At 40.5% G+C, this 23,467-nt stretch carries 26 protein-coding genes and 2 pseudogenes; 25 read left to right on the top strand and 3 right to left on the bottom strand.

Annotation, left to right across the window (positions count from 1 at the left end; all coding sequences use genetic code 11):
• The first annotated feature begins 18 nt into the window (after positions 1–18).
• From CRO04_RS02585 to CRO04_RS02515, 15 genes and pseudogenes are all read left to right on the top strand, one after another.
• On the top strand, positions 19–606 hold the full coding sequence (locus tag CRO04_RS02585) for an NAD(P)H-dependent oxidoreductase (RefSeq protein WP_097002657.1): 588 nt from the start codon (positions 19–21) through the stop codon (positions 604–606).
• Between the two features lie 106 nt (positions 607–712).
• The gene (locus CRO04_RS02580) at positions 713–1,162 is read left to right on the top strand and encodes a GNAT family N-acetyltransferase (protein WP_097002656.1); all 450 of its coding nucleotides are present in this window, start codon (positions 713–715) and stop codon (positions 1,160–1,162) included.
• A gap of 21 nt (positions 1,163–1,183) precedes the next feature.
• Complete coding sequence (locus tag CRO04_RS02575; protein ID WP_097002655.1) at positions 1,184–1,687, top strand: DsbA family protein; 504 nt, start codon at positions 1,184–1,186, stop codon at positions 1,685–1,687.
• 27 nt (positions 1,688–1,714) lie between these two features.
• Positions 1,715–2,467: pseudogene (locus CRO04_RS02570) on the top strand (class I SAM-dependent methyltransferase).
• Between the two features lie 19 nt (positions 2,468–2,486).
• Complete coding sequence (locus CRO04_RS02565) at positions 2,487–2,723, top strand: DUF3781 domain-containing protein (RefSeq protein ID WP_097002654.1); 237 nt, start codon at positions 2,487–2,489, stop codon at positions 2,721–2,723.
• Positions 2,724–2,756: 33 nt separating this feature from the next.
• Positions 2,757–3,302 (top strand): dTDP-4-dehydrorhamnose 3,5-epimerase family protein, encoded by a 546-nt coding sequence (locus tag CRO04_RS02560; protein ID WP_097002653.1) that lies wholly within the window; start codon positions 2,757–2,759, stop codon positions 3,300–3,302.
• Positions 3,303–3,346: 44 nt separating this feature from the next.
• Complete coding sequence (locus tag CRO04_RS02555) at positions 3,347–3,868, top strand: GNAT family N-acetyltransferase (RefSeq protein ID WP_097002652.1); 522 nt, start codon at positions 3,347–3,349, stop codon at positions 3,866–3,868.
• Positions 3,858–4,286 (top strand): GNAT family N-acetyltransferase, encoded by a 429-nt coding sequence (locus tag CRO04_RS02550; protein WP_097002651.1) that lies wholly within the window; start codon positions 3,858–3,860, stop codon positions 4,284–4,286. The genes CRO04_RS02555 and CRO04_RS02550 overlap by 11 nt, the downstream gene beginning before the upstream one ends.
• A gap of 43 nt (positions 4,287–4,329) precedes the next feature.
• Entirely contained in the window at positions 4,330–4,641 is a 312-nt protein-coding gene (locus CRO04_RS02545) for a hypothetical protein (RefSeq protein WP_097002650.1), read from the top strand.
• A 16-nt stretch (positions 4,642–4,657) separates the two neighbouring features.
• Positions 4,658–5,125 carry a hypothetical protein gene (locus CRO04_RS02540; RefSeq protein ID WP_097002649.1) on the top strand — a complete coding sequence of 156 codons (468 nt, stop codon included), beginning with the start codon at positions 4,658–4,660 and terminating at the stop codon, positions 5,123–5,125.
• An 84-nt stretch (positions 5,126–5,209) separates the two neighbouring features.
• Positions 5,210–5,677 (top strand): VOC family protein, encoded by a 468-nt coding sequence (locus CRO04_RS02535; RefSeq protein WP_097002648.1) that lies wholly within the window; start codon positions 5,210–5,212, stop codon positions 5,675–5,677.
• Positions 5,661–6,119, top strand: coding sequence for a SufBD protein (locus tag CRO04_RS02530; protein WP_242974312.1), 459 nt, complete (start codon positions 5,661–5,663; stop codon positions 6,117–6,119). Before CRO04_RS02535 ends, CRO04_RS02530 begins: the two co-directional genes overlap by 17 nt.
• Before the next feature lie 64 nt (positions 6,120–6,183).
• Entirely contained in the window at positions 6,184–6,678 is a 495-nt protein-coding gene (locus tag CRO04_RS02525) for a YcxB family protein (RefSeq protein WP_097002647.1), read from the top strand.
• Positions 6,679–6,781: 103 nt separating this feature from the next.
• A complete protein-coding gene (pta, locus tag CRO04_RS02520; RefSeq protein WP_097002646.1) occupies positions 6,782–7,753 on the top strand; it encodes a phosphate acetyltransferase in 972 nt (323 codons plus the stop codon).
• A gap of 42 nt (positions 7,754–7,795) precedes the next feature.
• The gene (locus CRO04_RS02515) at positions 7,796–8,299 is read left to right on the top strand and encodes a pyridoxamine 5'-phosphate oxidase family protein (RefSeq protein ID WP_097002645.1); all 504 of its coding nucleotides are present in this window, start codon (positions 7,796–7,798) and stop codon (positions 8,297–8,299) included.
• Between the two features lie 229 nt (positions 8,300–8,528).
• Here the strand turns inward: CRO04_RS02515 and CRO04_RS02510 are convergent, their stop codons facing one another.
• Entirely contained in the window at positions 8,529–10,526 is a 1,998-nt protein-coding gene (locus CRO04_RS02510; protein WP_097002644.1) for a methyl-accepting chemotaxis protein, read from the bottom strand.
• Between the two features lie 231 nt (positions 10,527–10,757).
• On the opposite strand from CRO04_RS02510, the pseudogene CRO04_RS27235 reads away from it, so the two are divergent.
• Together CRO04_RS27235 and CRO04_RS02500 are read left to right on the top strand one after the other, a co-directional pair.
• A pseudogene (locus tag CRO04_RS27235) lies at positions 10,758–10,952 on the top strand (peptidoglycan N-acetylglucosamine deacetylase); the annotation flags it as partial.
• Between the two features lie 85 nt (positions 10,953–11,037).
• The gene (locus CRO04_RS02500) at positions 11,038–11,394 is read left to right on the top strand and encodes a heavy-metal-associated domain-containing protein (RefSeq protein ID WP_097002643.1); all 357 of its coding nucleotides are present in this window, start codon (positions 11,038–11,040) and stop codon (positions 11,392–11,394) included.
• 76 nt (positions 11,395–11,470) lie between these two features.
• On the opposite strand, the gene CRO04_RS02495 is transcribed toward CRO04_RS02500, so the two are convergent.
• Positions 11,471–12,589 (bottom strand): glycoside hydrolase family 5 protein, encoded by a 1,119-nt coding sequence (locus tag CRO04_RS02495; protein ID WP_097002642.1) that lies wholly within the window; start codon positions 12,587–12,589, stop codon positions 11,471–11,473.
• Positions 12,590–12,816: 227 nt separating this feature from the next.
• Between CRO04_RS02495 and CRO04_RS02490 the strand changes: the two genes are divergently transcribed.
• From CRO04_RS02490 to prfA, 6 genes are all read left to right on the top strand, one after another.
• Positions 12,817–14,136 (top strand): replication-associated recombination protein A, encoded by a 1,320-nt coding sequence (locus tag CRO04_RS02490; protein WP_097002641.1) that lies wholly within the window; start codon positions 12,817–12,819, stop codon positions 14,134–14,136.
• Between the two features lie 164 nt (positions 14,137–14,300).
• Entirely contained in the window at positions 14,301–15,923 is a 1,623-nt protein-coding gene (gene rho / locus CRO04_RS02485; RefSeq protein ID WP_097002640.1) for a transcription termination factor Rho, read from the top strand.
• Positions 15,924–16,057: 134 nt separating this feature from the next.
• Positions 16,058–16,264 carry a 50S ribosomal protein L31 gene (rpmE, locus tag CRO04_RS02480; RefSeq protein WP_097002639.1) on the top strand — a complete coding sequence of 69 codons (207 nt, stop codon included), beginning with the start codon at positions 16,058–16,060 and terminating at the stop codon, positions 16,262–16,264.
• An 81-nt stretch (positions 16,265–16,345) separates the two neighbouring features.
• On the top strand, positions 16,346–17,290 hold the full coding sequence (locus CRO04_RS02475; protein WP_097002638.1) for a DUF1385 domain-containing protein: 945 nt from the start codon (positions 16,346–16,348) through the stop codon (positions 17,288–17,290).
• A complete protein-coding gene (gene prmC / locus CRO04_RS02470; RefSeq protein WP_097002637.1) occupies positions 17,287–18,150 on the top strand; it encodes a peptide chain release factor N(5)-glutamine methyltransferase in 864 nt (287 codons plus the stop codon). The genes CRO04_RS02475 and prmC overlap by 4 nt, the downstream gene beginning before the upstream one ends.
• Positions 18,151–18,188: 38 nt before the next feature.
• Positions 18,189–19,262, top strand: coding sequence for a peptide chain release factor 1 (gene prfA / locus CRO04_RS02465; RefSeq protein WP_097002636.1), 1,074 nt, complete (start codon positions 18,189–18,191; stop codon positions 19,260–19,262).
• Between the two features lie 435 nt (positions 19,263–19,697).
• Here the strand turns inward: prfA and CRO04_RS02460 are convergent, their stop codons facing one another.
• Positions 19,698–20,375: a GntR family transcriptional regulator gene (locus CRO04_RS02460; RefSeq protein WP_097002635.1), complete on the bottom strand. Its 678-nt coding sequence runs from the start codon at positions 20,373–20,375 to the stop codon at positions 19,698–19,700.
• 383 nt (positions 20,376–20,758) lie between these two features.
• On the opposite strand from CRO04_RS02460, the gene uxuA reads away from it, so the two are divergent.
• Both uxuA and CRO04_RS02450 read left to right on the top strand, forming a co-directional pair.
• A complete protein-coding gene (gene uxuA / locus CRO04_RS02455) occupies positions 20,759–21,832 on the top strand; it encodes a mannonate dehydratase (protein ID WP_097002634.1) in 1,074 nt (357 codons plus the stop codon).
• A 15-nt stretch (positions 21,833–21,847) separates the two neighbouring features.
• A complete protein-coding gene (locus tag CRO04_RS02450) occupies positions 21,848–23,461 on the top strand; it encodes a mannitol dehydrogenase family protein (protein WP_097002633.1) in 1,614 nt (537 codons plus the stop codon).
• The last annotated feature ends 6 nt before the right edge of the window (positions 23,462–23,467 follow it).

Here is a 23,467-nt window from a genome sequence, read left to right as displayed (position 1 = left end):
ACCAGGGAGGACAAAGTTATGAGAGTGTTTGTTGTATACTGCCATCCAAGCAAAAAGAGCTTTACTTATGAGATGATGCAGGAGTTTTTAAAGGGACTCAATAATGCAAATCATGAATTTATTGTATCTGATTTATATGAAATGAATTTTAATGCTGAGATGTCTGAAAATGAATATGAGAGAGAAGCGTATTATAGAACTGATATTACAGTAGCGGAAGATGTCATGGAAGAACAGCGTAAAATTCAGGAATCTGATGCAATCGTATTCATATACCCTGTTTTTTGGACGGAGGCGCCTGCGAAATTAGTAGGTTGGTTTGACCGGATATGGACGAGCGGTTTTGCATATAATCCAAATCCTCAAATAAAAATACTTAAGAAGGCATTATTTATGATATCTGCAGGAAAAACAATGGAATCACTAGAAGAAACCGGCGAATCCAATGCGATGAGAATAGTAATGCTGGGTGACAGGATCAGAAACAGAGCTCTTAAAAAAGAAATGATTATATTTGACGGTACTACCCATTGGGATGAGGCACAACGAAAGGAACGAATAGACGGGCATCTTAAAAATGCATATAAGTTAGGGCTTAATTTCTGAGACGGCAGAATACGGGGAATTAGTATTAGATGCCATGAATTGTGAGGTTTGCATATGAGGATAAAAAAAATTTGGAATAAAAAATAGATGTCTGGAGAAGTAATTTATGTTTAGGAGTATAGACTTTTTAAAGAGTGACGAGATTTTTCTTAAGTTAGTTAAAAAAACAGTTGGCAATATCCGTAAAGGCTGGCTTCCTGCATATCATTTTGAGATATATGATAGACAGGGAAACGAAGTGGGAGGGTGCGATTTACGAGTTGGACATAATGAAAATGTTTACTATGGCGGTAACATTGGATATCACATAGATGAGAATTATCGGGGACACCATTATGCGGGAAAGGCCTGTCTGCTACTGTTTCAGTTAGCTAAAAAACATAAGATGGAGTATCTTATTATCACATGCAATCCCGATAACGATGCTTCAAGGAGAACCTGTGAATATGCAGGCGGAACATTGGAGAAAATTGTACAGATACCAGATGATAATGATATGAGGAAAATCGGTGAAACGGAAAAATGTATTTATCGGTTTCATTTACAAGATTATTAATAATTAATGAGGTGACCAACGATGAAAAATAATTTACATCTTTTTTTTGATTATATTTGCCCCTATTGCCTGAAAGCACATAACTATTTAAAAGAACTCCTTCCGGAACATCCGGATCTGAATATTGAATGGCATCCCTGTGAATCTCATCCCAGACCAGAGCGGTTTGGGCCTCATAGTGATCTGTGCATACAGGGTTATTTTTACGCTCTTGATCGTGGTATGGATGTTTTGGATTATCACGACCGTATGTACCAGGCAACCTTTAAAGATCATGTTAATATTGAGAATATTGATGCTCTTAGTGAATATGTCAGTGATCTGGTTGATGCTGTCAGCTTTAAACAGTCTCTGCAGCAGGGAACTTTCCTTGAGAAACTTGCGGAGTCTAATAAACTTGCATTTGAACATTCGAAAGTCTGGGTGGTTCCGGCATATAGAATGGGAACATTAAAACTTGATGCAGCCGAAAATATTGGAATTACCAAAGAACAGATTCGGGATTTTTTAAATAAATTCAATTAATCGGGATTATATAGGGGGGGGGATTACATGTATAATGAAGTAATAAATAAAAACAGAAAAAGCTGGGATTCTATGGCTGATACATGGTTTGGAGCAACGGCTTTACCGGTATATGGGTGCCTCGCACCTACAGAAACAGAATTAAAGCTGTTTCCTGACCTTGACGGCAAAAAGGTATTGGATATCGGCTGTGGCAGCGGACATTCTTTAAAATGGTGCGGTGATAACGGTGCATCAGAACTATGGGGAATTGATCTGTCACCAAAGTAGATTAATAATGCGGATACATATTTGAAACAAAATGGTTATAAAGCAATGCTGTCTGCTTCTCCTATGGAAGAAATGGGGGAAATGCCCAGGAAGTATTTTGATGTCATATATTCTGTCTATGCATTAGGCTGGACTCTGGATCTGCCAAAAACAATACGTAATATTTCCGATTGTACCAAACCAGGCGGTACTCTGATTTTTTCATGGGATCACCCTCTGATGCGTTGTGTGGAAGCCAGTGATAATAAAATCTTTTTAGAAGGCTGTAACTATCTTGCAGACGATATATTTTCTTTTGAACTGCGTGGAAATCCCGTAACTTTACAAAACCGGAAAATGTCTACGTGGATTAACACATTGGCAGAGGAAGGATTTAAAATAGAGAAAATAGTTGAGGAAACCAGTCAAAATATATTAGAACAAGAATTTGAGTTCTCTGATGGCTACTATGCGCCTAGCCGTGCAAAATTAATTCCTCTTTCCTTTATTGCAAAAGCAACTAAATTATAAAGGAGATGAAAACAATCTTATGGAAAACGATTTAATAAAGAATCTTGATAAAATACATACAACAGAATTGGGTGTTCAAAGAATCAGGAGGAATCTGAAACTGGATATACCTGATTTAATAGCATGGAGCAAAGATAGCGTAGAACGTGCGGACAGCATAAGCAGAAAAGGAAAGAACTGGTATGTGTCTGTTGATGATTGCATTTTAACAATAAATGCATTTAGCTTCACTATAATTACTGCACATAAAAAGTAATTAAGATCTGAATGGGAAAATGGGCTGGTTAAAATGAGAATTGAAAGTACAAAACTTAAAGATATTAAAATTATTGAATATGATACCAGATTTGATAACAGAGGATTTTCATACTGTATCTATAATAAAAGCGAATTAGAGAAGGCTGATATTAATTTCGAGTACATAGAGGAACGGGTCTATTTTTCGGAAAAAGCAGGTACAATCTACGGCATACATTTTCAGAATAATCCCAAACCCCAGGCCAAGCTTTTATATTGTATTAAAGGCAGAGGAATTGATTATGCGGTTGATTTACGAAAAAGTTCTCCTACGTATTTACAATGGGTTGGAGTAGAATTAAGTGCTCAAAATAAAAAGCAGATCTACATACCAAAAGGTTTTGGTCATGTTTTTCTATCACTTGAAGATGGAACCATGAATGTGATGCGTTTCGATGAGCCATTTGATAGCCGGTTCTCGCGTCAAATCGCATATAATGATCCTGAGATTGGAATTAGATATCCTATTAACAATCCAATACTAGCGCCTCATGACATTAATGCTCCTATATTAGGAGAAAGTGATTTAAATCTATAAATGGAGAAGTGCCTGTACAATAAATTGTTACGCAGGAGGTTTAAATGGTAATTACGTATCGTATTCCAACACTGGGTGATATGAAAAAAGTGAGTGAACAAATTAATCGGAGCTACGTGTCCGCATACGAAGGACTTATGGATCATGAGTATTTATCATCTCTAAAAACTGATCATTGGGAACCGGTTTTGCAGGAAAGTATACGAAATGGGGGCACGTGTCTAATTGCAGAATGTGATGGAAACATTATAGGAAGTACCGTATTCGAAACTGTTTTAGATGGCGAAGAAACTCATGCTCAGTGGCATGCATTCTATCTTTTACCCCAATACATTGGTATAGGGGCGGGACATGCATTTTATCAGAGAATAGAGGAAGAAATGGTACGGCAGAAATGTGAGTGCTGTATACTGGAAGTATTATCATCCAATGAACGTGCAATTAATTTTTACATAAGCCATGGCTTCATAAAATCTGAAACGTTTGAAGTAAATGAGAGTGGCATGACCTTATTATGTGATAAAATGAGAAAAGAGTTCAAAAGAGGAAAAAATAATGGAATTTGAGATGCTGGATAACGGTTTGACTGTTAAAGATTATCAAAGACTTAGAGCATCCGCAGGCTGGAGTGAGTTACCAGAGCGGCAGATTGAAACTGCGTTAAGAAATTCATTATTTACAACAGCAGTCAAATATCAGGAACAGGTTATTGGAATGGGAAGACTGGTAGGGGATGGTTGTTATATCTGCTATATCCAGGATCTTGTTATATTACCAGAATACCAGGGCAAAGGTATAGGAAAATATATTTTAGAAAGGCTTGTTTCCTATGTAAAAGGGCAGGGAATCACGGATACCAATATAACTCTGGGACTTTTTGCAGCTATAGGAAAAGAGGGTTTCTATCAGAAACAGGGATTTCATATCCGGCCAAGTGATAACAGAGGGTCTGGAATGGAAATTATATTACCCGTTCATTCGTAAATATAGGATTTTAAATTATATGATCCAAAAAGGAAGGTATGGTATGCAAACGATTATTATCCGGTTATTTCCGGAAAAGCTTGAAAATGCTGATTTAGACTTACGTTACTATATTCCGGAACGTATAGAGGAGATAACTGATGGGGTGGTTCAGGATAATGGGTATGATTATCTGGAGGAAAATGCGCTGGCACTTTGGATGCAAACAGAGAATGCAGCGGGCGCTTATCCGGCAATTGTAAAGCTGTTTCGGGAAGAAACCTTTATGGGGAATGATCTTTCTTTGTCGGCGGAACTATATATTTCTGAAAAAGATACGGACGAGCTGGAAAATTGCAGGCTTGTCTATCCATAATAAAGGGGGAGTTTCAATGGTACATTTGGTATACTGTGATAATAAGGGAAAAAAGGGAGAGCGTGTCTTAGATAAGATTAACTCCGGTACGAAAACTATGGTGGTTAGAGGGGCAGCTGGACGAAAGATCCCTCACAGCAGAGTGTTTGAAGGTGAAACCATTTATTTTATGGAAAAGGGAACGGCTGAAATCTCTGCATATGCAACTATAAAATCGGTTCAGAATTATATAAAACTGGCAGACGAGGAAATATCAAAGATATTAAATGAGAATCAGGACAAACTGAATTTAACGGACAAACAGAAGGAACGCTGGCATAAGAAATGTCTGTGCCTGGTTGATTTTGAAGGAGTGCAGCAGATCAAACCACCTCTGCCTTTTGATCATCAGGGGAATATGGATGACTGGTTGATTATTGAGCAGATTGGAGATGTGGTTGTGGGTACCAGTATTCCTTATAACTATGAAAAGTCCAGATTTTAATTCCATTCTGTAGGCTCACAAATTAAAGATTTATGATATTTCAACTGGTTGATGAGTATTTGTCCATATGAAAGGAAAATGAAGATGTTTCGATATGTACATACGAATATTATAGCGAAAGATCCGGAAAAACTAATTAACTTTTATAAAGAAGTATTTCACTGCAAATCAATCGGGGAGGTACGCGATTTAAAAGGGCCGTGGCTTGACAGACTGACAGGATTAAATAACGCCCATATAGTTGGAGAACATCTTTTGCTGCCAGGATACGGGGATGATCACCCCACCTTGGAAATCTTTTCCTATGATTCAATAAGAGAGACCATTATAGGAGAAGTTAACCGTTCTGGTATTGCCCATATTGCGTTTGAAGTGGACGATGTAGAGACAACTCTTGAGTTGGTGATTCGAGCCGGAGGAAGCAAGGTTGGGGAGTTAGTAACTGCACAATATCCCAATAATATGCAGGCTGTTTTTATTTACGCCAGGGACCCAGAAGGGAATATAATAGAACTACAAAGCTGGAGGGAACATTTTGGATCATATTCTTGAAATGGTATGCGGACTAAAAGATAAAAATAATAAATATGCGTATCAGTGTATGAAACAACTGGAGTCTGAAAGCATAAGATCTGATACGGTATATCCCTATTTTCATATTTTTGCGGAGTTGTTAGATAGTACAAATTCATATTTCAGAACCAGGGCAATTATTTTAATTGCGGCAAATGCAAAATGGGACAGGGAAAATAAAATTGATGAAATCATCGATCAGCTTCTTAAACACGTGGAAGATGAGAAGCCAATTACAGCCAGACAATGCATAAAGGTGCTGCCGTCAGTGGCCCGGTATAAACCACATCTGACAAGTGATATCATATGGGCCTTGCGTAATGCCAAGACCTATATGTATCAGGACAGTATGAAGACACTGGTTGATAAAGATATTAATAAAGCCTTAAAGTGTATAGATAAAATCACAGGAGGACAGTAAATATTGCATATATATCAGGTGTTTTTGGAAGCGTTTGCCGATTATGAAGAAGGAAAAGTAAAAAATGAATATACAATTTGAAAACAGATATGATTCTGATGATGCCATGGTATCAGAGTATGTACATAAGGTGCTATGCAGAAGAATCTATTTCATGGGAGCTGTATTTATTCCCATTGCGCTTATTATGATTGGAATTACGCTGAGTGAACAAAATTACATCATGACTGCAGTTTTAGGGGTCTGTCTGTTAATTATTACCAGTACAATTTTAATCACCCCTCCTATGACAATAAGACAACTGAAAGAAATTGATTACAGGCTGCATAATGGGAAGAAGCCTGTAGCAGTTATACAGTTTGGTGAGCATATTTCCATAACTCAGGGGACATTTTCTTTGACAATTGAATACTCCCAGATTATTAAGACATATGAATTAAAACATACATTTGTTCTGATGTTTGCTAAAAATAATGGAATTATTATTGATCCGGCCGGCTTCACCGTAGGTAGTTATCATGAATTCAAAGATTTTATCAGAACAAAATGTACTAATTGAAAATTATATTATTAATAGTATGTAATTGATTTTTAATAGATAACGTAATATAAAATGGAAATATGGAAAAACTGCATAAAAATGACTTACGGAGGTAGAAAGCATGTTTGAACCAATGATTGCCGCATTGAAAAAGCAGAATAAGCGGATCGTCTTTACAGAAGGTACTGATCCAAGAATATTAGAAGCAGCCAATCGTCTGCATGGCGAAGGAATTCTGACACCAGTTCTTTTAGGGAATCCAGATGAGATTCAGGCCGCTGCCTCAGCGTGTAACTGGCCGGTTAATGAAATTGAGAAAATAGATCCCCTGGTTTATGAAGAATTGGATGAAATGGTATCAAAAATGGTAGAATTAAGAAAAGGCAAGATGGATGAGGCTGCTTGCCGGGAAGCTTTGAAAAAGCCCAACTATTTTGGAACCATGCTGGTTAAAATGGGAAAGGCGGACTGCCTTTTGGGAGGAGCTACTTATTCCACTGCAGATACAGTAAGGCCGGCCCTGCAGCTGATTAAAACCAGGCCAGGCAGTAAAATTGTTTCCAGTTGCTTTATTCTTTCCAGGAAAACGGAAAATGGGAATGAGATGTATGCCATGGGTGACTGTGCGATTAACCTTGAGCCCAGCGACGAGGAGCTGGCAGAAATCGCATGTGAGACAGCCCGGACAGCCAGACGTTTCTCCATGGATCCTAAGGTTGCATTACTGTCCTATAGCACACTGGGATCAGGAAAGGGAGAGTCGGTTGATAAGGTAAGAAAGGCAGCTGATAGATTGAAAACCATGAATCTGGATTTCCCGGCAGACGGTGAACTGCAGTTTGACGCGGCATTTTCTCCTGTTGTGGCAAAAACTAAGGCCCCGGAATCAACAGTTGCAGGAAAGGCCAATGTCTTTATTTTCCCAGATATCAATGCCGGTAATATCGGTTATAAAATTGCACAGCGCTTAGGCGGATTTGAAGCTTTTGGACCGATCCTGCAGGGATTAAATGCGCCTATAAATGATCTTTCCAGAGGCTGTAATGCAGACGAGGTTTATAAAATGTCTATTATTACAGCAGCTCTTATATAGCTTACAAACAGACATTTAACTGTCTTCATGAAAGGAGTTCATATGTTTAGAGAAATGCGGCGTAAAAATCAGGTACTGTCATCAGAGGAATGCGTTCAGGTTTTAAATCGCGCAACTTCAGGAGTGCTGGCTGTATCAGGTGATGATGATTATCCTTATGCGGTCCCCCTAAGTTATGTATACCATAATAATAAGATTTACTTTCATGGAGCGAAAGCAGGTCATAAATTAGATGGAATTAAAAGAAATGAAAAAGTTTCTTTTTGTGTGATTGATCAGGATCAGGTTGTGCAGGATGAATATACCTCATATTTTCGCAGTGTCATTGTATTTGGCAGAGCCCATGTTATGGAGGAAGAGAAAAAAAGGGAAGCTCTTGAAATCTTAACAGCAAGATACTCACCTGATATAGAAGAAGCAGAGCGCTCACATGCAATTGATAGAGGGTTGATGAACGTATGTATGTTAGAACTTGAAATTGAATATATGAGTGGGAAAGAGGCAATTGAATTAATAAAGTCTAAAAGAAAATCAACAATTGAATAAAGTGAGGCAATTGAATTAGGGAATTGTCTGTTGCTGCATATTAATTCCTCAGCCAGAGGTAATAGGTTTGTAATTGACTGGGGCTTCCATTAATTCAGATCTTAGACATGGTCAGTTAACGTCACAAGCTGATAATGCGGTAGCAATTTCTATCACTTGAAACATAAGAGGGAAGTTCATAAACATTTTGTATACGAACTTCCCTTTTATGTAAATAAAGCTTTGCAATTTAAAATTTAAATGATTCGACCAGTGATTTTAATGACACAGCTTGTGCAGATAATTCTTCTGATGTAGCAGCACTTTCTTCTGCAGCCGCAGAATTAGATTGTACAACATTGGAAATTTGATCAACACCAATGAGCATTTGATTGATTGCATCATATTCTTGCTCTGTAGCTATAATTATTTCTCTCATACTTCTTACTGCTATCTCTGTTTTTTCCACAACATCCTTCAATGATAAACCTGTTTCATCAACCATACGTGACCCCTCTTCTACCGCGAGAATGGATCGTTCTATCAGAGCGGTTGTACTGCTGGCGGCCTGACTGGATTTAGCTGCCAGACTTCTTACCTCGTCTGCAACAACTGCAAATCCTTTGCCCACGCTCCCTGCGCGTGCAGCTTCTACCGCAGCATTCAGGGCCAGAATATTTGTCTGGAAAGCAATTTCTTCTATCACTTTTATTATTTTTCCTATCTCGGCAGAGGTGATATTTATTTCCTTCATTGCAGAAATAAGACTATTCATCTGATTGTTGCTGAATTTGATTTTTTCCCCCAGTTCTGACATGTACTTTTCTGAAGCTGCTGCATTGGAGGTATTTAATTTGGTCCTTGAAGAAATTTCATCAAATGATGCTGCCAGTTCCTCAACGGAAGAGGCTTGTTCGGTAGCGCCCTGAGCCAGTCCTGTAGCGCTTGCAGCCAATTGTTCTGCCCCTGAGGTTACCTGACTGGAGGCAATATTAATCTGATGTAAAGTGCCTGTAATATTATTGATCATATAGGTGATGGAGGTATAAATTTCTCGCATATCACCCACATAAGCGCTTTCTGGTATCTGAGGTTTTGCTGAGAAGTTGCCTCTTGCCATTTCTCCAAGAAGATATTTTACATCTTCAATAATAGTTTGAAGAGAACTTGTTAATATTTTTGCTGACTGCGTCAATAGCATTGTCTCATCATTAGTCTTAATATCTGCTACAGTACTGTGGAAATCCCCCTCTGCAAGCTGCTGAAGCCGGGTTGTACATATCTGAATCGGTTTCCCGATGGAATTTGCTAATTTAGCAGCAGATAGAAAACTTATAATAAGAGCAAGTATAATTACTGCGATGGTCATTGCGATACTCTGGAAAGTCCCATTTAAAAAATCATTAACCGGTGCGCTGATTGCAATACTCCATCCGTTTGTTTCCTGAATAGGAGCATAAGCAAGATATTTATTCTGTCCTTGATATTTGTAAGATCCAAAACCATTTTTTCCGGAGATCATTTCTTTGAGAACCGCGGCCAAAGATGCATACTGGGGATCTTTTTTAGATTCTTCTATATAATTTGTCTGATTTTTAATTAATTCAGAGTTAGGGTGTGCAATCATCGTTCCCTTGCTGTCAGTTATGTAGGCATATCCATTCTTACTGACATTTATTGAAGAAACCAAGGTGTTGAGAGAACTTACATCCATACATGCCATAACAGCACCGATGACTTCTGAATTCTGGATGCCGTCCTTCCATATTGGAGCCGCAACAGCGCATATATATTCTCCAGTGTCTCTGCTGTAAATTGGATCGCTGATATTTGATTTACCTGCCAGAGCAGATATGAAGTATTGTCTGTCACAAACGTTTAAATCTGAATTTGCAAGACTAACACCATCTTTATCAAATAAATAGACACTGTTCCAGTTATATGATTTTTTATAATGTTCTAATATTTCCAACTTTTCAGAATCTTTGACTGTATCCACTGATAACTCTTTGACTGTGCCTAAAGTTTCTACGATATTCATAGTAGATTTCAGACGATATTCTACCTGACCTGCACCCACTGTAGCAGTTGTTTTTAAATTATTTTTCAAGATATGGATTGTTGACGAAAAGTTGAGCAAACATGTTAAAAAACCCACAAAGAGAAGCGATGCCGAAACTGTTACCATAATCATAGATCGTATCTTTTTTTTAATTGTTGTCACTTTTTGGATTTTGTTGTTTTCCATATTTTTCTCCTTTTCATGTTTCGTTGTTAAATGTAACAATAAAAAAACTGATTATGATTAAATTTTATTATAATTATACAAAAATGAAAATTAAAACTTTTAATAAATGAAAAATAGTTATCGACAAAATTCGACAAAATAAATCGATACAGAATGATAAAAAAATAACAATAATACTGTTGGGGTTACAGAGCAAAGGGGAAAAAGACATTTTTTCCAGCTTTATGCAATGAGGATACCCTGGACTGGAAAACCCAGAATACGAAAAAAATTGTCCGTAATATAGTAAAGAACGTGGAACCCGGAGATATTATACTTCTCCACGATGTATTTCCCACATCTGTGGAAGCTGCACTTGAGGCAATTGATGTATTGACCAAACAGGGATATACGTTTGTAACAGCGGATGAATTATTAATTGATTAAAAGTATCAATAAAAACTCTTCCATATCTGCGTTTTCGTTTTATAATATTGATAGAACATCATTTTGCAGAAAAGGAGGAGTTGATATGTCAACAGCTGTGATCAGTGTGATTTTAATCGTAATCTGTTATTTTGGTTTGAAAAGTTCCATTAAACGGACTAAGCAGGGATGCTGCGGCGGCGGTGAGGTAGTGAAGAAAGTGAAAGCAGCAGACACAAATAAATTCCATTATCCCCACGTCACAACTCTTCAGGTAGATGGAATGACCTGTGAAAACTGCAGAAAAAAGGTGGAGAATGCGTTTAACAGCCTTGACGGAATCTATGCAGTGGCGGATTTTGAAAAGAAACAGGTTACAGTTCATATGAAAGAGAAGATGGCAGAAAGTGATATAAAAGACATTGTAAAAAAGGCTGGTTATCTCCCGGGCCGGTTCGTTTAACCTTAATATTTTTGACGCAGAGGAGCTGTTGCTTCACAGGTGATTAGTCACATGTGGAGCAACAGCTCAGACTGAATTATTGAATCCCTCTCATCATTGCATTTACCAGATCGGGATAATAAAAGGTACAATTTGTTCTGTCCAGCAGTCCAAAGAGCTCGCCGTCACCGTTTATGACACCATTATCCCACCAGATGCAGGGAATTCCTTTGGCTTTGGCTGATTTTACATAGAAATTAGCCCAGTTGGTACGCTGTCTTAAATTATTCTTATTCATTGCACCGAATTCACCAATTATGACCGGATAACCTTTGGAAATAAAATAGCGGTGAATACTGTCCATCAGATAGGTTATGGCCCCGGTATCTGCGCTGTTATCAAGGCGCCACTCCGAAGTTCCTGAAGTATTCAGGGCAAAGTCATAAGGTGTGTAAGCGTGTATAGAGACAATGATTTTATTATCCCTTGGTATAACAAAGTTATCCCAGGCATTTGTGGAAGAAGTAGCAGCATAAGGCGGAATCATTAAATGCCTTAACGGGTTGTTCCCGAGGGAGTTTCGTATGGTCCTTACAAAAGCAGCATTAAAACGGTTTACGACTTCCTGACCTTCTCTGTTGCCGCCGTTCCATTCGTCCGCCGTACCCTTTTGCCGTGGCTCATTCAGACCTTCAAAGATCAGATGCTCATCATAATTTTTAAATCTTTCCGCAATCTGAGTCCATACTTTTGTAAGAATCCTGGTGGCGGCAGCTTCATTAGCGTAAGATGGAAAATGCCATTCCTCATGATGAAGGTTTAAAATAACAAACATCCTGTTATTGATGCCGTAATCTACAACCTCCACAACCCTGTTAAGCCACGCTGGATCAATGGTGTAATCCGGTGCGGGTCCCAGGTGTTTTTCCCAGGTAGTTGGAACTCTTAAGGTGTTAAAGCCTCCTTCCCTGATCTTATCAATCATGGCTTTCGTAGTTCTTGGATTCCCCCAGGAGGTTTCGGAAGAAAGACCGAAACCATCGGTTGCATCCATGGTATTTCCTAAATTCCAGCCAATACGGATTTCCCTTACCAGTTCAGTGGAAGAGATATTTCGGATGGAAAAAGGACTGCTTGCTTTTTGTGCGGCGGTCTCATTCATAAGACCTGTCTCTTCAGACATAATACTTGTTGTTTTCATGTTCTTTGTACTCATATACCCTCCTATTAAAAAAAATGTTTTTTTGTTACAATTAGAGAATAGCACGTTTTATATCTGTTTAAAATGAAATTTAATGCAATAAAATCTGATAAAAAACCGGGAGAAAAAGAGAACAAATGTTCTTGACAAATGACCGCGGACTGCCCATAATAAAGAAAGAGGGATCAGCATATCCTCTGTTTATCTGACTGGATACACGATAACGGATAAAGGAGTAAATTATGGATTTGTTTGATTATATGAGGGAGAATACCATGGAAAAAGAATCCCCTCTTGCTTCCAGGCTTCGCCCGTCCACTTTGGAAGAAGTGGTGGGGCAGCAGCATATTATCGGAAAGGATAAGCTTCTTTACCGCGCTATTAAAGCGGATAAGCTGGGATCAGTTATATTCTACGGACCTCCCGGAACCGGGAAAACCACTCTGGCAAGAGTCATTGCCAATACCACCAGTGCGGATTTCAGACAGATTAACGCAACGGTGGCCGGGAAAAAAGATATGGAAGAGATTGTAAAAGAGGCCAAAGATTCTCTTGGAATGTATGGTAAGAAGACCATTCTTTTTGTTGATGAGATTCATAGGTTTAATAAGGGGCAGCAGGACTATCTTCTGCCTTTTGTAGAGGATGGAACATTAATATTGATCGGCGCAACCACGGAAAACCCTTATTTCGAGGTGAATGGTGCGCTTCTTTCCCGTTCCCGTGTATTTGAGCTGAAGACACTGGAAAAAGACGATATTAAGGAACTGATCAGCCGTGCGGTTTACGATAAAGAAAAGGGAATGGGTGCCTATAATGCAGTCATTGACCCGGAAGCAGAGGATTTTCTGGCAGATGTGGCAAACGGTGATGCAAGGGCAGCTTTAAATGCGGTGGAGCTTGGCGTCATGACAACAGAACGGGACCCCCATGACGGAAAAATCCATATTAACATGGAAGTGGCCCAGGAATGCATTCAGAAACGTGCAGTCCGATACGATAAAAACGGAGATAACCATTACGATACTATCTCCGCATTTATTAAGAGCATGCGGGGATCAGATCCTGATGCAGCGGTTTATTATCTGGCGCGGATGCTCTATGCAGGGGAAGATATTAAATTCATCGCAAGAAGAATCATGATCTGTGCGTCAGAGGATGTGGGCAATGCAGATCCACAGGCTCTTGTCGTAGCAGTGGCGGCCGCCCAGGCAGCGGAGCGGATCGGACTTCCGGAAGCTCAGATTATTTTGTCTCAGGCAGTTACCTATGTGGCATGTGCACCAAAAAGCAATGCGGCATGTGTCGCTGTATTCGAGGCACAGGAAGCAGTGAGAAATAAAAAGACCATGCCCATACCTGTCCACTTACAGGACTCCCATTATAAAGGTTCCGCTAAGCTTGGCCATGGCCAGGGATATCTCTATGCCCACGATTATGAGAATCATTATGTAAAGCAGCAATATCTTCCGGATGGCATGGAAGGTACAGAATTTTACCGGCCTACAGAGAACGGGTATGAGAAAAAAATCAGGGAACACTTAAGCTTTCTAAAAAAATGACTTTTCTTTTTATTTATTAAGGTTTATAATAAACATATCGTACGACCTGATTCAACATGATTAGGACCGGAAGATTATTCCGGTCGTCTGTTTGCGATATTCTATCGTAGATCATTCCCAAGATTACGAAACAACTGGTATAAGGAATCATGAAGGAGATTAATATGCGTGAAAAATTACTGACATTGCCGTTAACGGAGTTAAAGGAGCTTGCAAAAGCCCAGGGAATAAAGGGCTACAGTTCCATGAGAAAGCCCGATATTATAAATATACTCTGTGAAAAGGAAGGAGAAACTTCTGATTTCGCAGCTTCGGCTGGGAGTGTAACGGCAGAAAGCAGGGAAACAGTCAAAGAACAAAAAAATGAACAGCCTGAGAAAGAAACGAACAGACCAGCCATGTCCGCTTCGCAGCCTCAGCAGTCTGGTGGGACCCAGCAGAACACACCGGTGCAAAGCAGCACCAAGAAGACGGTTGTCCGCTCTTACCGCCAGGATTCACAGCAAAGACCATACCGCCCGACAGGGGGAGGAAGCTCTGAGGGCAATGGCAGATATGAGAATTCCGGAAGGAATGAATCATATGCAAAGCAGGAATATGCAGCTGAAGAACCTAAAGTAGATTTCCAGCCCAGTCCGGAGCTTCAGGAGCTTGACAGCGGAATTGATGCCCATGGCATTCTGGAGGTCATGCCTGATGGATTTGGTTTTATCCGGTGCGAGAATTATCTTCCAGGTGAGAATGATGTCTATGTAGCACCTTCCCAGATCCGCCGCTTTAACATGAAAACCGGAGACATTATTCATGGAAGCCGCAGAGTAAAAACTGCTGCAGAGAAATTTGCAGCGCTGTTATATGTGAAGAAAATTAACGGATATCCTACCAATATGGCGGAGCGCCGGCCAAACTTTGAGAATATGACCCCGATCTTCCCGGATAAGCGCCTTCATATGGAGACGGACGGCGGAAAGAATACCACAGCCATGAGGGTGCTGGACTTATTGGCCCCCATCGGAAAGGGACAGAGAGGTATGATTGTATCTCCTCCCAAGGCAGGAAAAACAACCCTGTTAAAGCAGATTGCAAAAGCAATTACAGTCAATCATCCAGAGATTCATCTGATGATATTACTCATTGATGAGCGTCCGGAAGAGGTTACCGATATCAAAGAATCTATTGTGGGCAATAATGTGGAAGTACTTTATTCCACCTTTGATGAACTTCCTGATCGTCACAAAAGAGTATCGGAGATGGTGATTGAGAGAGCGAAACGTCTTGTAGAGCATGGCAGAGACGTTGTAATTCTTTTGGACAGCATCACCCGCCTTGCAAGAGCTTATAACTTAACGGTTGCACCCAGCGGAAGAACGCTTTCCGGTGGTCTTGACCCCGCAGCCCTTCATATGCCCAAGCGTTTCTTTGGTGCTGCGAGAAACATGAGAGAGGGCGGGAGCCTTACCGTTCTTGCTTCTGCACTGGTTGATACGGGAAGCCGCATGGATGACGTGATTTATGAAGAATTTAAAGGTACCGGCAACATGGAACTGGTGCTTGACCGGAAGCTGTCAGAGAAGAGAATTTTCCCTGCGATTGATATTTTAAAATCCGGAACCAGAAGAGACGATCTGCTGCTTACCAGAGAAGAAGCAGAGGCTGTGGATGTTGTACGTAAGGCAACCAATACATTAAAACCGGAAGATGCAGTTGAAAAAATTCTGGACCTGTTTTCAAAAACAAGGAGCAATCGGGAATTTGTAGAAACATCCAAAAAGATGCGCTTTTTCTAATGGCTGTGATCTTTTATATAAATAAATGCTTGCATTAAGATTTTTTCTATGTTATACTATACAAGCTGTTTATTAGACAAAGTCGGTTTACAAACCGCGATTTAATAGAAATCAAAGTATGCGAGGTGAAAATAATGAAAGAGGGAATCCATCCAAATTACTACCAGGCAAAGGTTGTTTGCAACTGTGGTAATGAATTCGTAACTGGTTCTACAAAGGATGACATCCACGTAGAAATTTGTTCTAAATGCCATCCATTCTACACCGGTCAGCAGAGAGCTGCTTCCGCTCGTGGACGTATTGATAAATTCAATCGTAAATATGGCGTTAAGGCTGAATAAGTTTGGAGCAAAGAAAAGGTTGAGTTTAGTGGAAACACTTTAGCTCAACCTTTTTTGAGATTAGAGAGAGGTGGTTGGCGTATGAAGTATTCAGGAATCGGCGGTCAGGCCGTGATTGAAGGCGTTATGATGAAAAACAGGGATGAGTATGCCACAGCAGTACGGAAACCGGACGGAACCATTGAAGTGAAAAAAGATACGTATGTCAGCCTGGGGGAGAAAGTGAAGCTGTTTTCTCTTCCGTTTTTCAGAGGTATTTTCAGCTTTGCTGATTCCATGATACTGGGTATGAGGTCCCTCACCTTTTCTGCCAGCTTTTTTGAAGATGATGAGGAGGATATGGAACCCTCGAAATTTGAGAAGCTTTTGGAGCGGATATTTGGTGAAAAGATGGAAAAAGCTCTGATGAGCATGGTAATGGTATTTTCCGTAATTATGGCTATCTGCATTTTTATGGTACTTCCCATGTTTCTGGCTAATATATTTCACTATTTTATAAAATCGCAGACTGTGATGGCTGTATTGGAAGGTATCATACGTATTGGTATCTTTATTGCTTATATTAAGCTTGTTTCCCGCATGGAGGACATAAGACGTACCTTCATGTACCACGGAGCAGAACATAAATGTATTAACTGTCTGGAACACGGACTGGAGCTGAATGTAGAGAACGTAAGAAACAGCTCTAAGGAACATAAGCGCTGCGGAACCAGTTTTCTTTTGATTGTTATGATTATCAGTATCCTGTTTTTTATGGTAATACAGGTAAAGACTCTTCCCCTTCGGATTTTAAGCCGTATTGTTCTGATCCCGGTGATCGCAGGAGTGTCTTACGAGTTTCTTCGCATTGCAGGCAGAAGTGAGTCAAAGCTGGTAGATATTTTAAGCAGACCGGGTATGTGGATGCAGGGACTGACAACCAGTGAACCGGATGATTCCATGATTGAAGTTGGGATCGCTTCCGTAGAAGCTGTGTTTGACTGGAGAGAATTTCTTGAAAAAAGCTTTCCGGGGAAGAAATCATGAGTTTAACGTTAAATCAGTTATTGGAGGAAGGAACTGACAGGCTGTTGAAAGCCGGAGTGGATGAAGCGGCTCTTGATGCCAGATATCTGCTGCTTGAGGCATTTCATACAGACCTGACTCATTTTCTCATAGAACGGAACAGAGAGTTAAAAGCACAATCCGACGGATCTGTCCGTGAGTTTTACCGGATGCTTGAGCTTCGATCAGCCAGAATTCCCCTTCAGCAGATAACTGGAAACATGGAATTTATGGGTCTGAACTTTTTCATCAATGAGCATGTTTTGATTCCCAGGCAGGATACGGAGACTCTGGCTGAACAGGTTTTAAAGGATTACAAAGGAAAGAATCCCAGAGTTCTTGATCTGTGCACAGGAAGCGGATGTATTGCCATAAGTCTTGCAAAGCTTGGCGGTTTCCAATCGGTGGCAGCAGCAGACATTTCTTCGGAAGCACTAAAAGTGGCACAACGGAATGGGGAGGCAATTTTAGGCAAAGATCATATCACGTTTCTGTTAAGCGATTTATTTAATGCTTTTGAGACAGATGAAAGGTTTGATGTGATCGTTTCCAACCCGCCCTACATTCCGACAGAAGAGATCCGTAAGCTGCAGCCGGAGGTGCGGGACCATGAGCCTATGCTGGCCCTTGACGGAAAAAAAGACGGTCTTTATTTTTACAGGAGACTGGCAGAAGAGAGCAGGAAGTTTTTAAATCCTGGCGGTACAGTATATTTTGAAACAGGTTATGATCAGAAAGAGGCAGTCAGCAAACTGCTTGTGGAAGCTGGTTTTACGAAGATCCGGTCATGGTGTGATGCGGCGGGGCTGGACCGGGTAGTAAGTGGTGTTTATGAAAAATAATGGGCATGGCCCTTTTGGTGAGATTTTGGAGGATACCAATGTTTGATCGATTAGATGATATATTAATTCATTATGAAGAACTGATGCTGGAGCTTAACAATCCGTCTGTTGCAGAGGATCAGAACCGGTTTCGGAAGCTGATGAAGGAGCAGGCGGATCTGGCAGATCTGGTAGAGGCTTATACCCAGTATAAGAAAGAAAAACAGACGGTAGAGGAAAGTCTGGCAATTCTGGAAGAAGAGAGTGATGAGGAGATGCGGGAGATGGCAAAGGAAGAATTATCCGATGCCAAAAAGAAAATTGAACAGCTGGAACAGGAGCTGAAAATACTTCTTTTACCCAAAGACCCCAACGATGATAAGAACATTATTCTGGAAATCCGCGCAGGAGCTGGCGGAGATGAGGCCGCGCTTTTTGCTTCTGAGCTGTATCGTATGTATGTGAATTATGCAGAAGCCCAGAGATGGAAGGTAGAGTTAATCAGCGTGAATGAGAACGGTATCGGCGGGTTCAAGGAAGTAGTTGCCATGATCACCGGAAAAGGTGCTTATTCCAAAATGAAATACGAAAGCGGCGTTCACCGTGTCCAGCGTGTACCGGAGACAGAGAGCGGCGGAAGAATCCACACTTCAACAGCCACTGTGGCAGTTATGCCAGAAGCGGAGGAAGTGGATGTAGTGATTGAGGATAAGGATGTGAGAATCGATGTCATGCGTGCTTCCGGTAACGGCGGACAGTGTGTTAATACCACCGATTCAGCAGTTCGTCTGACTCATATGCCTACAGGGATTGTGATTTACTCTCAGACGGAGAAGTCCCAGCTTCAGAACAAAGAAAAGGCATTCCGCCTGCTTCGTTCCAAGCTTTATGATATTGAGCTGGAAAAGAGACAGAATTCTGAGGCAGAGGAGCGCAGAAGCCAGATTGGTACTGGTGACCGGTCTGAGAAGATCAGAACCTATAATTTCCCCCAGGGCCGTGTAACAGATCACCGGATTAAGCTGACACTTTATAAGATCGATTCCATCATGAATGGAGACATTTATGAACTTTTAGATTCCCTGATTGCTGCAGACCAGGCCGAGAAACTTGCCAGGCTGAATGAAAATTAAGGAGATTGCTAGAAATTTCTGGAAATATTTTAAAATAAATGCCTGTACTTGTAATATTTTAAATGGCAGTTATAATATAATAAAGAAGGGCAATCGCCACAGGGTGGTTGGCTGATAAGAAAAGTAATGCAAAAACCTTCCCGACCGACCAAAGTACAGGGAAGGCTTTTTGCGGTTAATGACACGTCATAAAGACGAATGTCAGCAGTGCCAGAAGGAACATACCAAAAGACATTAAGTCCTTGAAGTCATAATTCTTCATAAGCAACACCTCCATTCTATGTAGAATCGAGGCCTACCACCCTATACACGATTGCCAGCAGTTTGTACCTGCCAGTATAATTATATGATTCAACTTGTAAATATACCAATAAAAAATCAAAAAATCTGAAAAATCCCTCTCGGACATAGTCGTTGTCTGAGAGGGATTTTGGGTTAATGGATGAAATAATCGGGGAATGACGCTATAAGTTCGGACTTTTCCATCTGATGTCTGTTGATATGCCTGGTCATGAGAATCTCTGCCAGCTCCGAATCTCTGCGCTCTATGGCATATAAAATATTTTCATGATCTTCCACAATCCTGGTAGGCTTGGTTGATTTTAAGGAAAGGGTGCGGATCCGGTCAAAATGAACCATCTGAGATTTAATCACTTCAAAAGTTTTGGTTTTGTTCACAGACTGAAACAAAAGCATGTGAAACTCATTATCAAGGGGGAAGAACTTCTCCGTATCTTCCCGCTCCAGACAAAACTTCTGCTCATTTATATTATCCTTAAGCATCTTTAAATCCACGGGATCCGGATTTTCGCAGGCAAGCTTTAACACTGCAATTTCAAGCACAAGCCTCATAAAGCGTGACTCTTCAATATGTTCATAATTAATTTTTGATATATAGCTGCCCCGCTGGGGCAGTATTTCAACAAGACCGGATTTGCTCAGTTCAATGAGGGCTTCTCTGACTGGAGTTCTTGAAAGATTAAGGGTAGAGGAAAGTTCATTTTCACTTACAGCGCTGCCTGGAGCAAGCTCCAGATTAATGATATTATAAAGAAGAACACGTACGGCGTAATTTCTGGCATTCTCTCCGGGAGACCGATCAAACAATTTCATATAAAACCTCTCTCATTAAAAATCCTGCTGACAGCATACGGATAGTATACTACCGGAAAGCAGGTTTATCTATTGTTTTTTTAAATAGCTAAGTTTTTAGGGCTAACTTGTATACAAGTATCATGCTTTCAAAATGCTCAAATGTCAATAATATATGTATCAAAACTGAAAAAATGTCAATATGCACAAAAAAACAATAAAAAAATATACAAAATTACATATTGAAAATTCTCCCGTAATATACTACCATACAAGATAGAAAGGCATGATAAAGAATAATTCATACATGTTTGGCTGACCGGGTAATACTAGCATATAATAAGGACAGCCTTATTGTGCTTACGGTAAACTAAGAATGATTACAAAACAGGAGGAACAAATTGATGGAAATGACTTTACGCTGGTATGGACCAGGATATGACAGTGTATCTCTTGAGCAGATCAAACAGATACCAGGAGTAAAAGGTGTTGTTACTACTCTGATGGGCAAGCAGGCAGGAGAAGTCTGGACTGAGGCAGAAATTGCTGAACTTAAAAAAACGGTGGAAGATGCAGGTCTTACCATTGCCGGAATCGAATCCGTTAATATTTCTGACGATATTAAGATTGGTACAGAAAAACGGGAACAGCATATTGCGAATTATATTGAAACTCTTGAGAATCTGGGAAAAGCAGGAATTCATATGATCTGCTACAATTTCATGCCTGTATTCGACTGGACACGTTCCGATCTTGCAAGAGAGCGTGCGGACAAATCCACAGTACTTGCTTATAACCAGGATGTAGTGGATAAGATTGATCCCGCACATATGAAAGAATCCGTTGAAAAGATGTCTAACGGCTTTGTAATGCCAGGCTGGGAACCGGAACGTCTGTCACGCCTGGAATCTTTATTTGAGGCTTATAAAGATATTGACGAAGAGAAGCTGTTTCAGAACCTGGTTTATTTTCTGGAGTCAATCGGTGAAGTATGTGAAAAGTATGATATTAAGATGGGAATTCATCCGGATGATCCGGCATGGCCGATATTTGGACTGCCAAGAATCATACGTAATAAGGACCTGATTGTAAAACTTTTAAAGGCAGTTGACAAACCATATAACGGCATTACTTTATGTACAGGTTCTCTTGGTTCTAATCCGGCAAATGATATCTGTGATATTATTAAAGCTGCAAAAGGAAGAATTCCATTTGCCCATGTAAGAAACTTAAGATACAACAGTGACAGGGATTTTGAAGAAGCAGCTCATCTTTCCTCCGACGGTTCCATGGATATGTACGCAATTATGAAAGCTCTGCATGATACCGGATTTGACGGAGTGATCCGTCCGGATCATGGAAGAATGATCTGGGGAGAGGTTGCCATGCCGGGATACGGTCTCTATGACAGAGCACTGGGTGCGGAATATCTCCAGGGATTATGGGAAGCCATTGATAAGGAATCACGGAAAAACTAAGGAGGCAGTGCCGGAATGAAGCTGACATTAGAAGGTTTAAAGAATAAAGAAGCCTGGGAGGCAGCTGGAATCAGCCTTCCATCCTATGACATTGAAAAGGTAGTCAGAGAAACCAAAGAGTCTCCTGAGTGGGTGCATTTTGGAGCAGGTAATATCTTCCGTATTTTTATCGGAGGAATTGCAGATACGTTAATAGCGCAGGGAGAGAGTACAAAAGGAATTACCTGTGTGGAGACTTTTGATTTTGATGTGATTGACAAGATCTATGATCCTTATGACAATCTGGTTCTTGGTGTAACTCTGAATGCGGATGGTTCGACTGCTAAAAGAGTAATTGGTTCTCTGACGGAAGCAATAAAGGCACAGTCTGCCGTGGCATCTGATTGGAATCGCCTGAAAGAAATTTTTGTTAATCCCCAGCTGCAGATCGCTTCTTTCACTATTACGGAAAAAGGCTATGCACTGAAAGGAACAGAAGGAAATTATTTCCCATTTATTTTAGCCGATCTGGAAAATGGTCCTGACAAGGCAGTTTCTGCCATGGCTGTGGTATGTGCACTGCTTTTTGAACGGTTTAAGGCCGGGAAAGCGCCTCTGGCGGTGGTTTCCATGGATAACTGTTCCCACAATGGTGAGAAGCTGAAACAGTCTGTCGTGACAGTTGCAAGAGAATGGGAGAACAGAGGATTTGTGGAGAAAGCGTTTGTTGATTATCTGGATGATGAGTCCTGTGTTTCCTTCCCATGGTCCATGATCGATAAGATCACACCACGTCCGGCTGATTCTGTCTGCAGTGAGCTGGAAAAAGCAGGAGTTGAAAATATGGCTCCGGTTATTACCTCTAAAAAGACTTACATTGCACCATTCGTCAATGCAGAGGGTCCTCAGTATCTGGTAATTGAAGACAAGTTCCCTAACGGAAGACCGGCGCTTGAAAAAGCCGGAGTCTATATGACAGACAGGGATACCGTTAACAAAGTGGAGCGTATGAAAGTAACTACCTGCTTAAATCCGCTTCATACAGCATTGGCAGTGTATGGATGTGTCCTGGGATATACTCTGATCGCAGATGAAATGAAGGATCCGCAGCTGAATCGTCTGGTTCATGAGATTGGTCCTGTTGAAGGAATGCCGGTTGTTACTGATCCGGGAATCCTGTCTCCTATGGAATTTGTGGACGAAGTAATCCGTGTGAGAATTCCTAATCCATTTATGCCGGATGCACCACAGAGAATTGCTACAGATACATCTCAGAAAGTAGGAATCCGCTATGGTGAAACCATCAAGGCTTATGTGGAAAAATACGGAGATGCGAAAAAATTAAAGGCCATTCCTCTGGCAATTGCCGGCTGGTGCCGCTATCTTCTGGCTGTGGATGATGAGGGTAAGGCATTCGAGCTATCTTCTGATCCTATGATTCCGGAGCTGACCGATAAGCTGAAAGGAATTGAGCTGGGGAAACCAGAGACGTATCACGGACAGCTGAAAGATATTCTGTCTAATGAAAATATCTTCGGAATTGACCTTTATAAAGCCGGTATTGGTGAAATGATTGAAGAGATGTTCTGCTCCCAGATTAAGGGAGTTGGGGCAGTCCGGGAAACATTGAAACGAGAACTGGAAAACTAATGAATA

This window comes from Lacrimispora amygdalina, from assembly GCF_900205965.1.
GTDB classification, from domain to species: domain Bacteria; phylum Bacillota; class Clostridia; order Lachnospirales; family Lachnospiraceae; genus Lacrimispora; species Lacrimispora amygdalina_A.
The sequence above is the reverse complement of the archived record's forward strand: the minus strand, read 5'-3'. Positions and strand labels throughout refer to the sequence as shown.

What these genes read in the sequence shown, in the direction of transcription:
- CRO04_RS02495 (WP_097002642.1), bottom strand. Translation starts at nt 12,589, where the DNA reads ATGAGTACAAAGAACATGAAAACAACAAGTATTATGTCTGAAGAGACA.
- rpmE (WP_097002639.1), top strand. Translation starts at nt 16,058, where the DNA reads ATGAAAGAGGGAATCCATCCAAATTACTACCAGGCAAAGGTTGTTTGC.
- CRO04_RS02490 (WP_097002641.1), top strand. Translation starts at nt 12,817, where the DNA reads ATGGATTTGTTTGATTATATGAGGGAGAATACCATGGAAAAAGAATCC.
- CRO04_RS02450 (WP_097002633.1), top strand. Translation starts at nt 21,848, where the DNA reads ATGAAGCTGACATTAGAAGGTTTAAAGAATAAAGAAGCCTGGGAGGCA.
- CRO04_RS02540 (WP_097002649.1), top strand. Translation starts at nt 4,658, where the DNA reads ATGGTACATTTGGTATACTGTGATAATAAGGGAAAAAAGGGAGAGCGT.
- rho (WP_097002640.1), top strand. Translation starts at nt 14,301, where the DNA reads ATGCGTGAAAAATTACTGACATTGCCGTTAACGGAGTTAAAGGAGCTT.
- prmC (WP_097002637.1), top strand. Translation starts at nt 17,287, where the DNA reads ATGAGTTTAACGTTAAATCAGTTATTGGAGGAAGGAACTGACAGGCTG.
- CRO04_RS02580 (WP_097002656.1), top strand. Translation starts at nt 713, where the DNA reads ATGTTTAGGAGTATAGACTTTTTAAAGAGTGACGAGATTTTTCTTAAG.
- CRO04_RS02510 (WP_097002644.1), bottom strand. Translation starts at nt 10,526, where the DNA reads ATGGAAAACAACAAAATCCAAAAAGTGACAACAATTAAAAAAAAGATA.
- CRO04_RS02525 (WP_097002647.1), top strand. Translation starts at nt 6,184, where the DNA reads ATGAATATACAATTTGAAAACAGATATGATTCTGATGATGCCATGGTA.
- CRO04_RS02535 (WP_097002648.1), top strand. Translation starts at nt 5,210, where the DNA reads ATGTTTCGATATGTACATACGAATATTATAGCGAAAGATCCGGAAAAA.
- CRO04_RS02565 (WP_097002654.1), top strand. Translation starts at nt 2,487, where the DNA reads ATGGAAAACGATTTAATAAAGAATCTTGATAAAATACATACAACAGAA.
- uxuA (WP_097002634.1), top strand. Translation starts at nt 20,759, where the DNA reads ATGGAAATGACTTTACGCTGGTATGGACCAGGATATGACAGTGTATCT.
- CRO04_RS02475 (WP_097002638.1), top strand. Translation starts at nt 16,346, where the DNA reads ATGAAGTATTCAGGAATCGGCGGTCAGGCCGTGATTGAAGGCGTTATG.
- prfA (WP_097002636.1), top strand. Translation starts at nt 18,189, where the DNA reads ATGTTTGATCGATTAGATGATATATTAATTCATTATGAAGAACTGATG.
- CRO04_RS02545 (WP_097002650.1), top strand. Translation starts at nt 4,330, where the DNA reads ATGCAAACGATTATTATCCGGTTATTTCCGGAAAAGCTTGAAAATGCT.
- CRO04_RS02500 (WP_097002643.1), top strand. Translation starts at nt 11,038, where the DNA reads ATGTCAACAGCTGTGATCAGTGTGATTTTAATCGTAATCTGTTATTTT.
- pta (WP_097002646.1), top strand. Translation starts at nt 6,782, where the DNA reads ATGTTTGAACCAATGATTGCCGCATTGAAAAAGCAGAATAAGCGGATC.
- CRO04_RS02560 (WP_097002653.1), top strand. Translation starts at nt 2,757, where the DNA reads ATGAGAATTGAAAGTACAAAACTTAAAGATATTAAAATTATTGAATAT.
- CRO04_RS02585 (WP_097002657.1), top strand. Translation starts at nt 19, where the DNA reads ATGAGAGTGTTTGTTGTATACTGCCATCCAAGCAAAAAGAGCTTTACT.
- CRO04_RS02460 (WP_097002635.1), bottom strand. Translation starts at nt 20,375, where the DNA reads ATGAAATTGTTTGATCGGTCTCCCGGAGAGAATGCCAGAAATTACGCC.
- CRO04_RS02575 (WP_097002655.1), top strand. Translation starts at nt 1,184, where the DNA reads ATGAAAAATAATTTACATCTTTTTTTTGATTATATTTGCCCCTATTGC.
- CRO04_RS02555 (WP_097002652.1), top strand. Translation starts at nt 3,347, where the DNA reads ATGGTAATTACGTATCGTATTCCAACACTGGGTGATATGAAAAAAGTG.
- CRO04_RS02515 (WP_097002645.1), top strand. Translation starts at nt 7,796, where the DNA reads ATGTTTAGAGAAATGCGGCGTAAAAATCAGGTACTGTCATCAGAGGAA.
- CRO04_RS02550 (WP_097002651.1), top strand. Translation starts at nt 3,858, where the DNA reads ATGGAATTTGAGATGCTGGATAACGGTTTGACTGTTAAAGATTATCAA.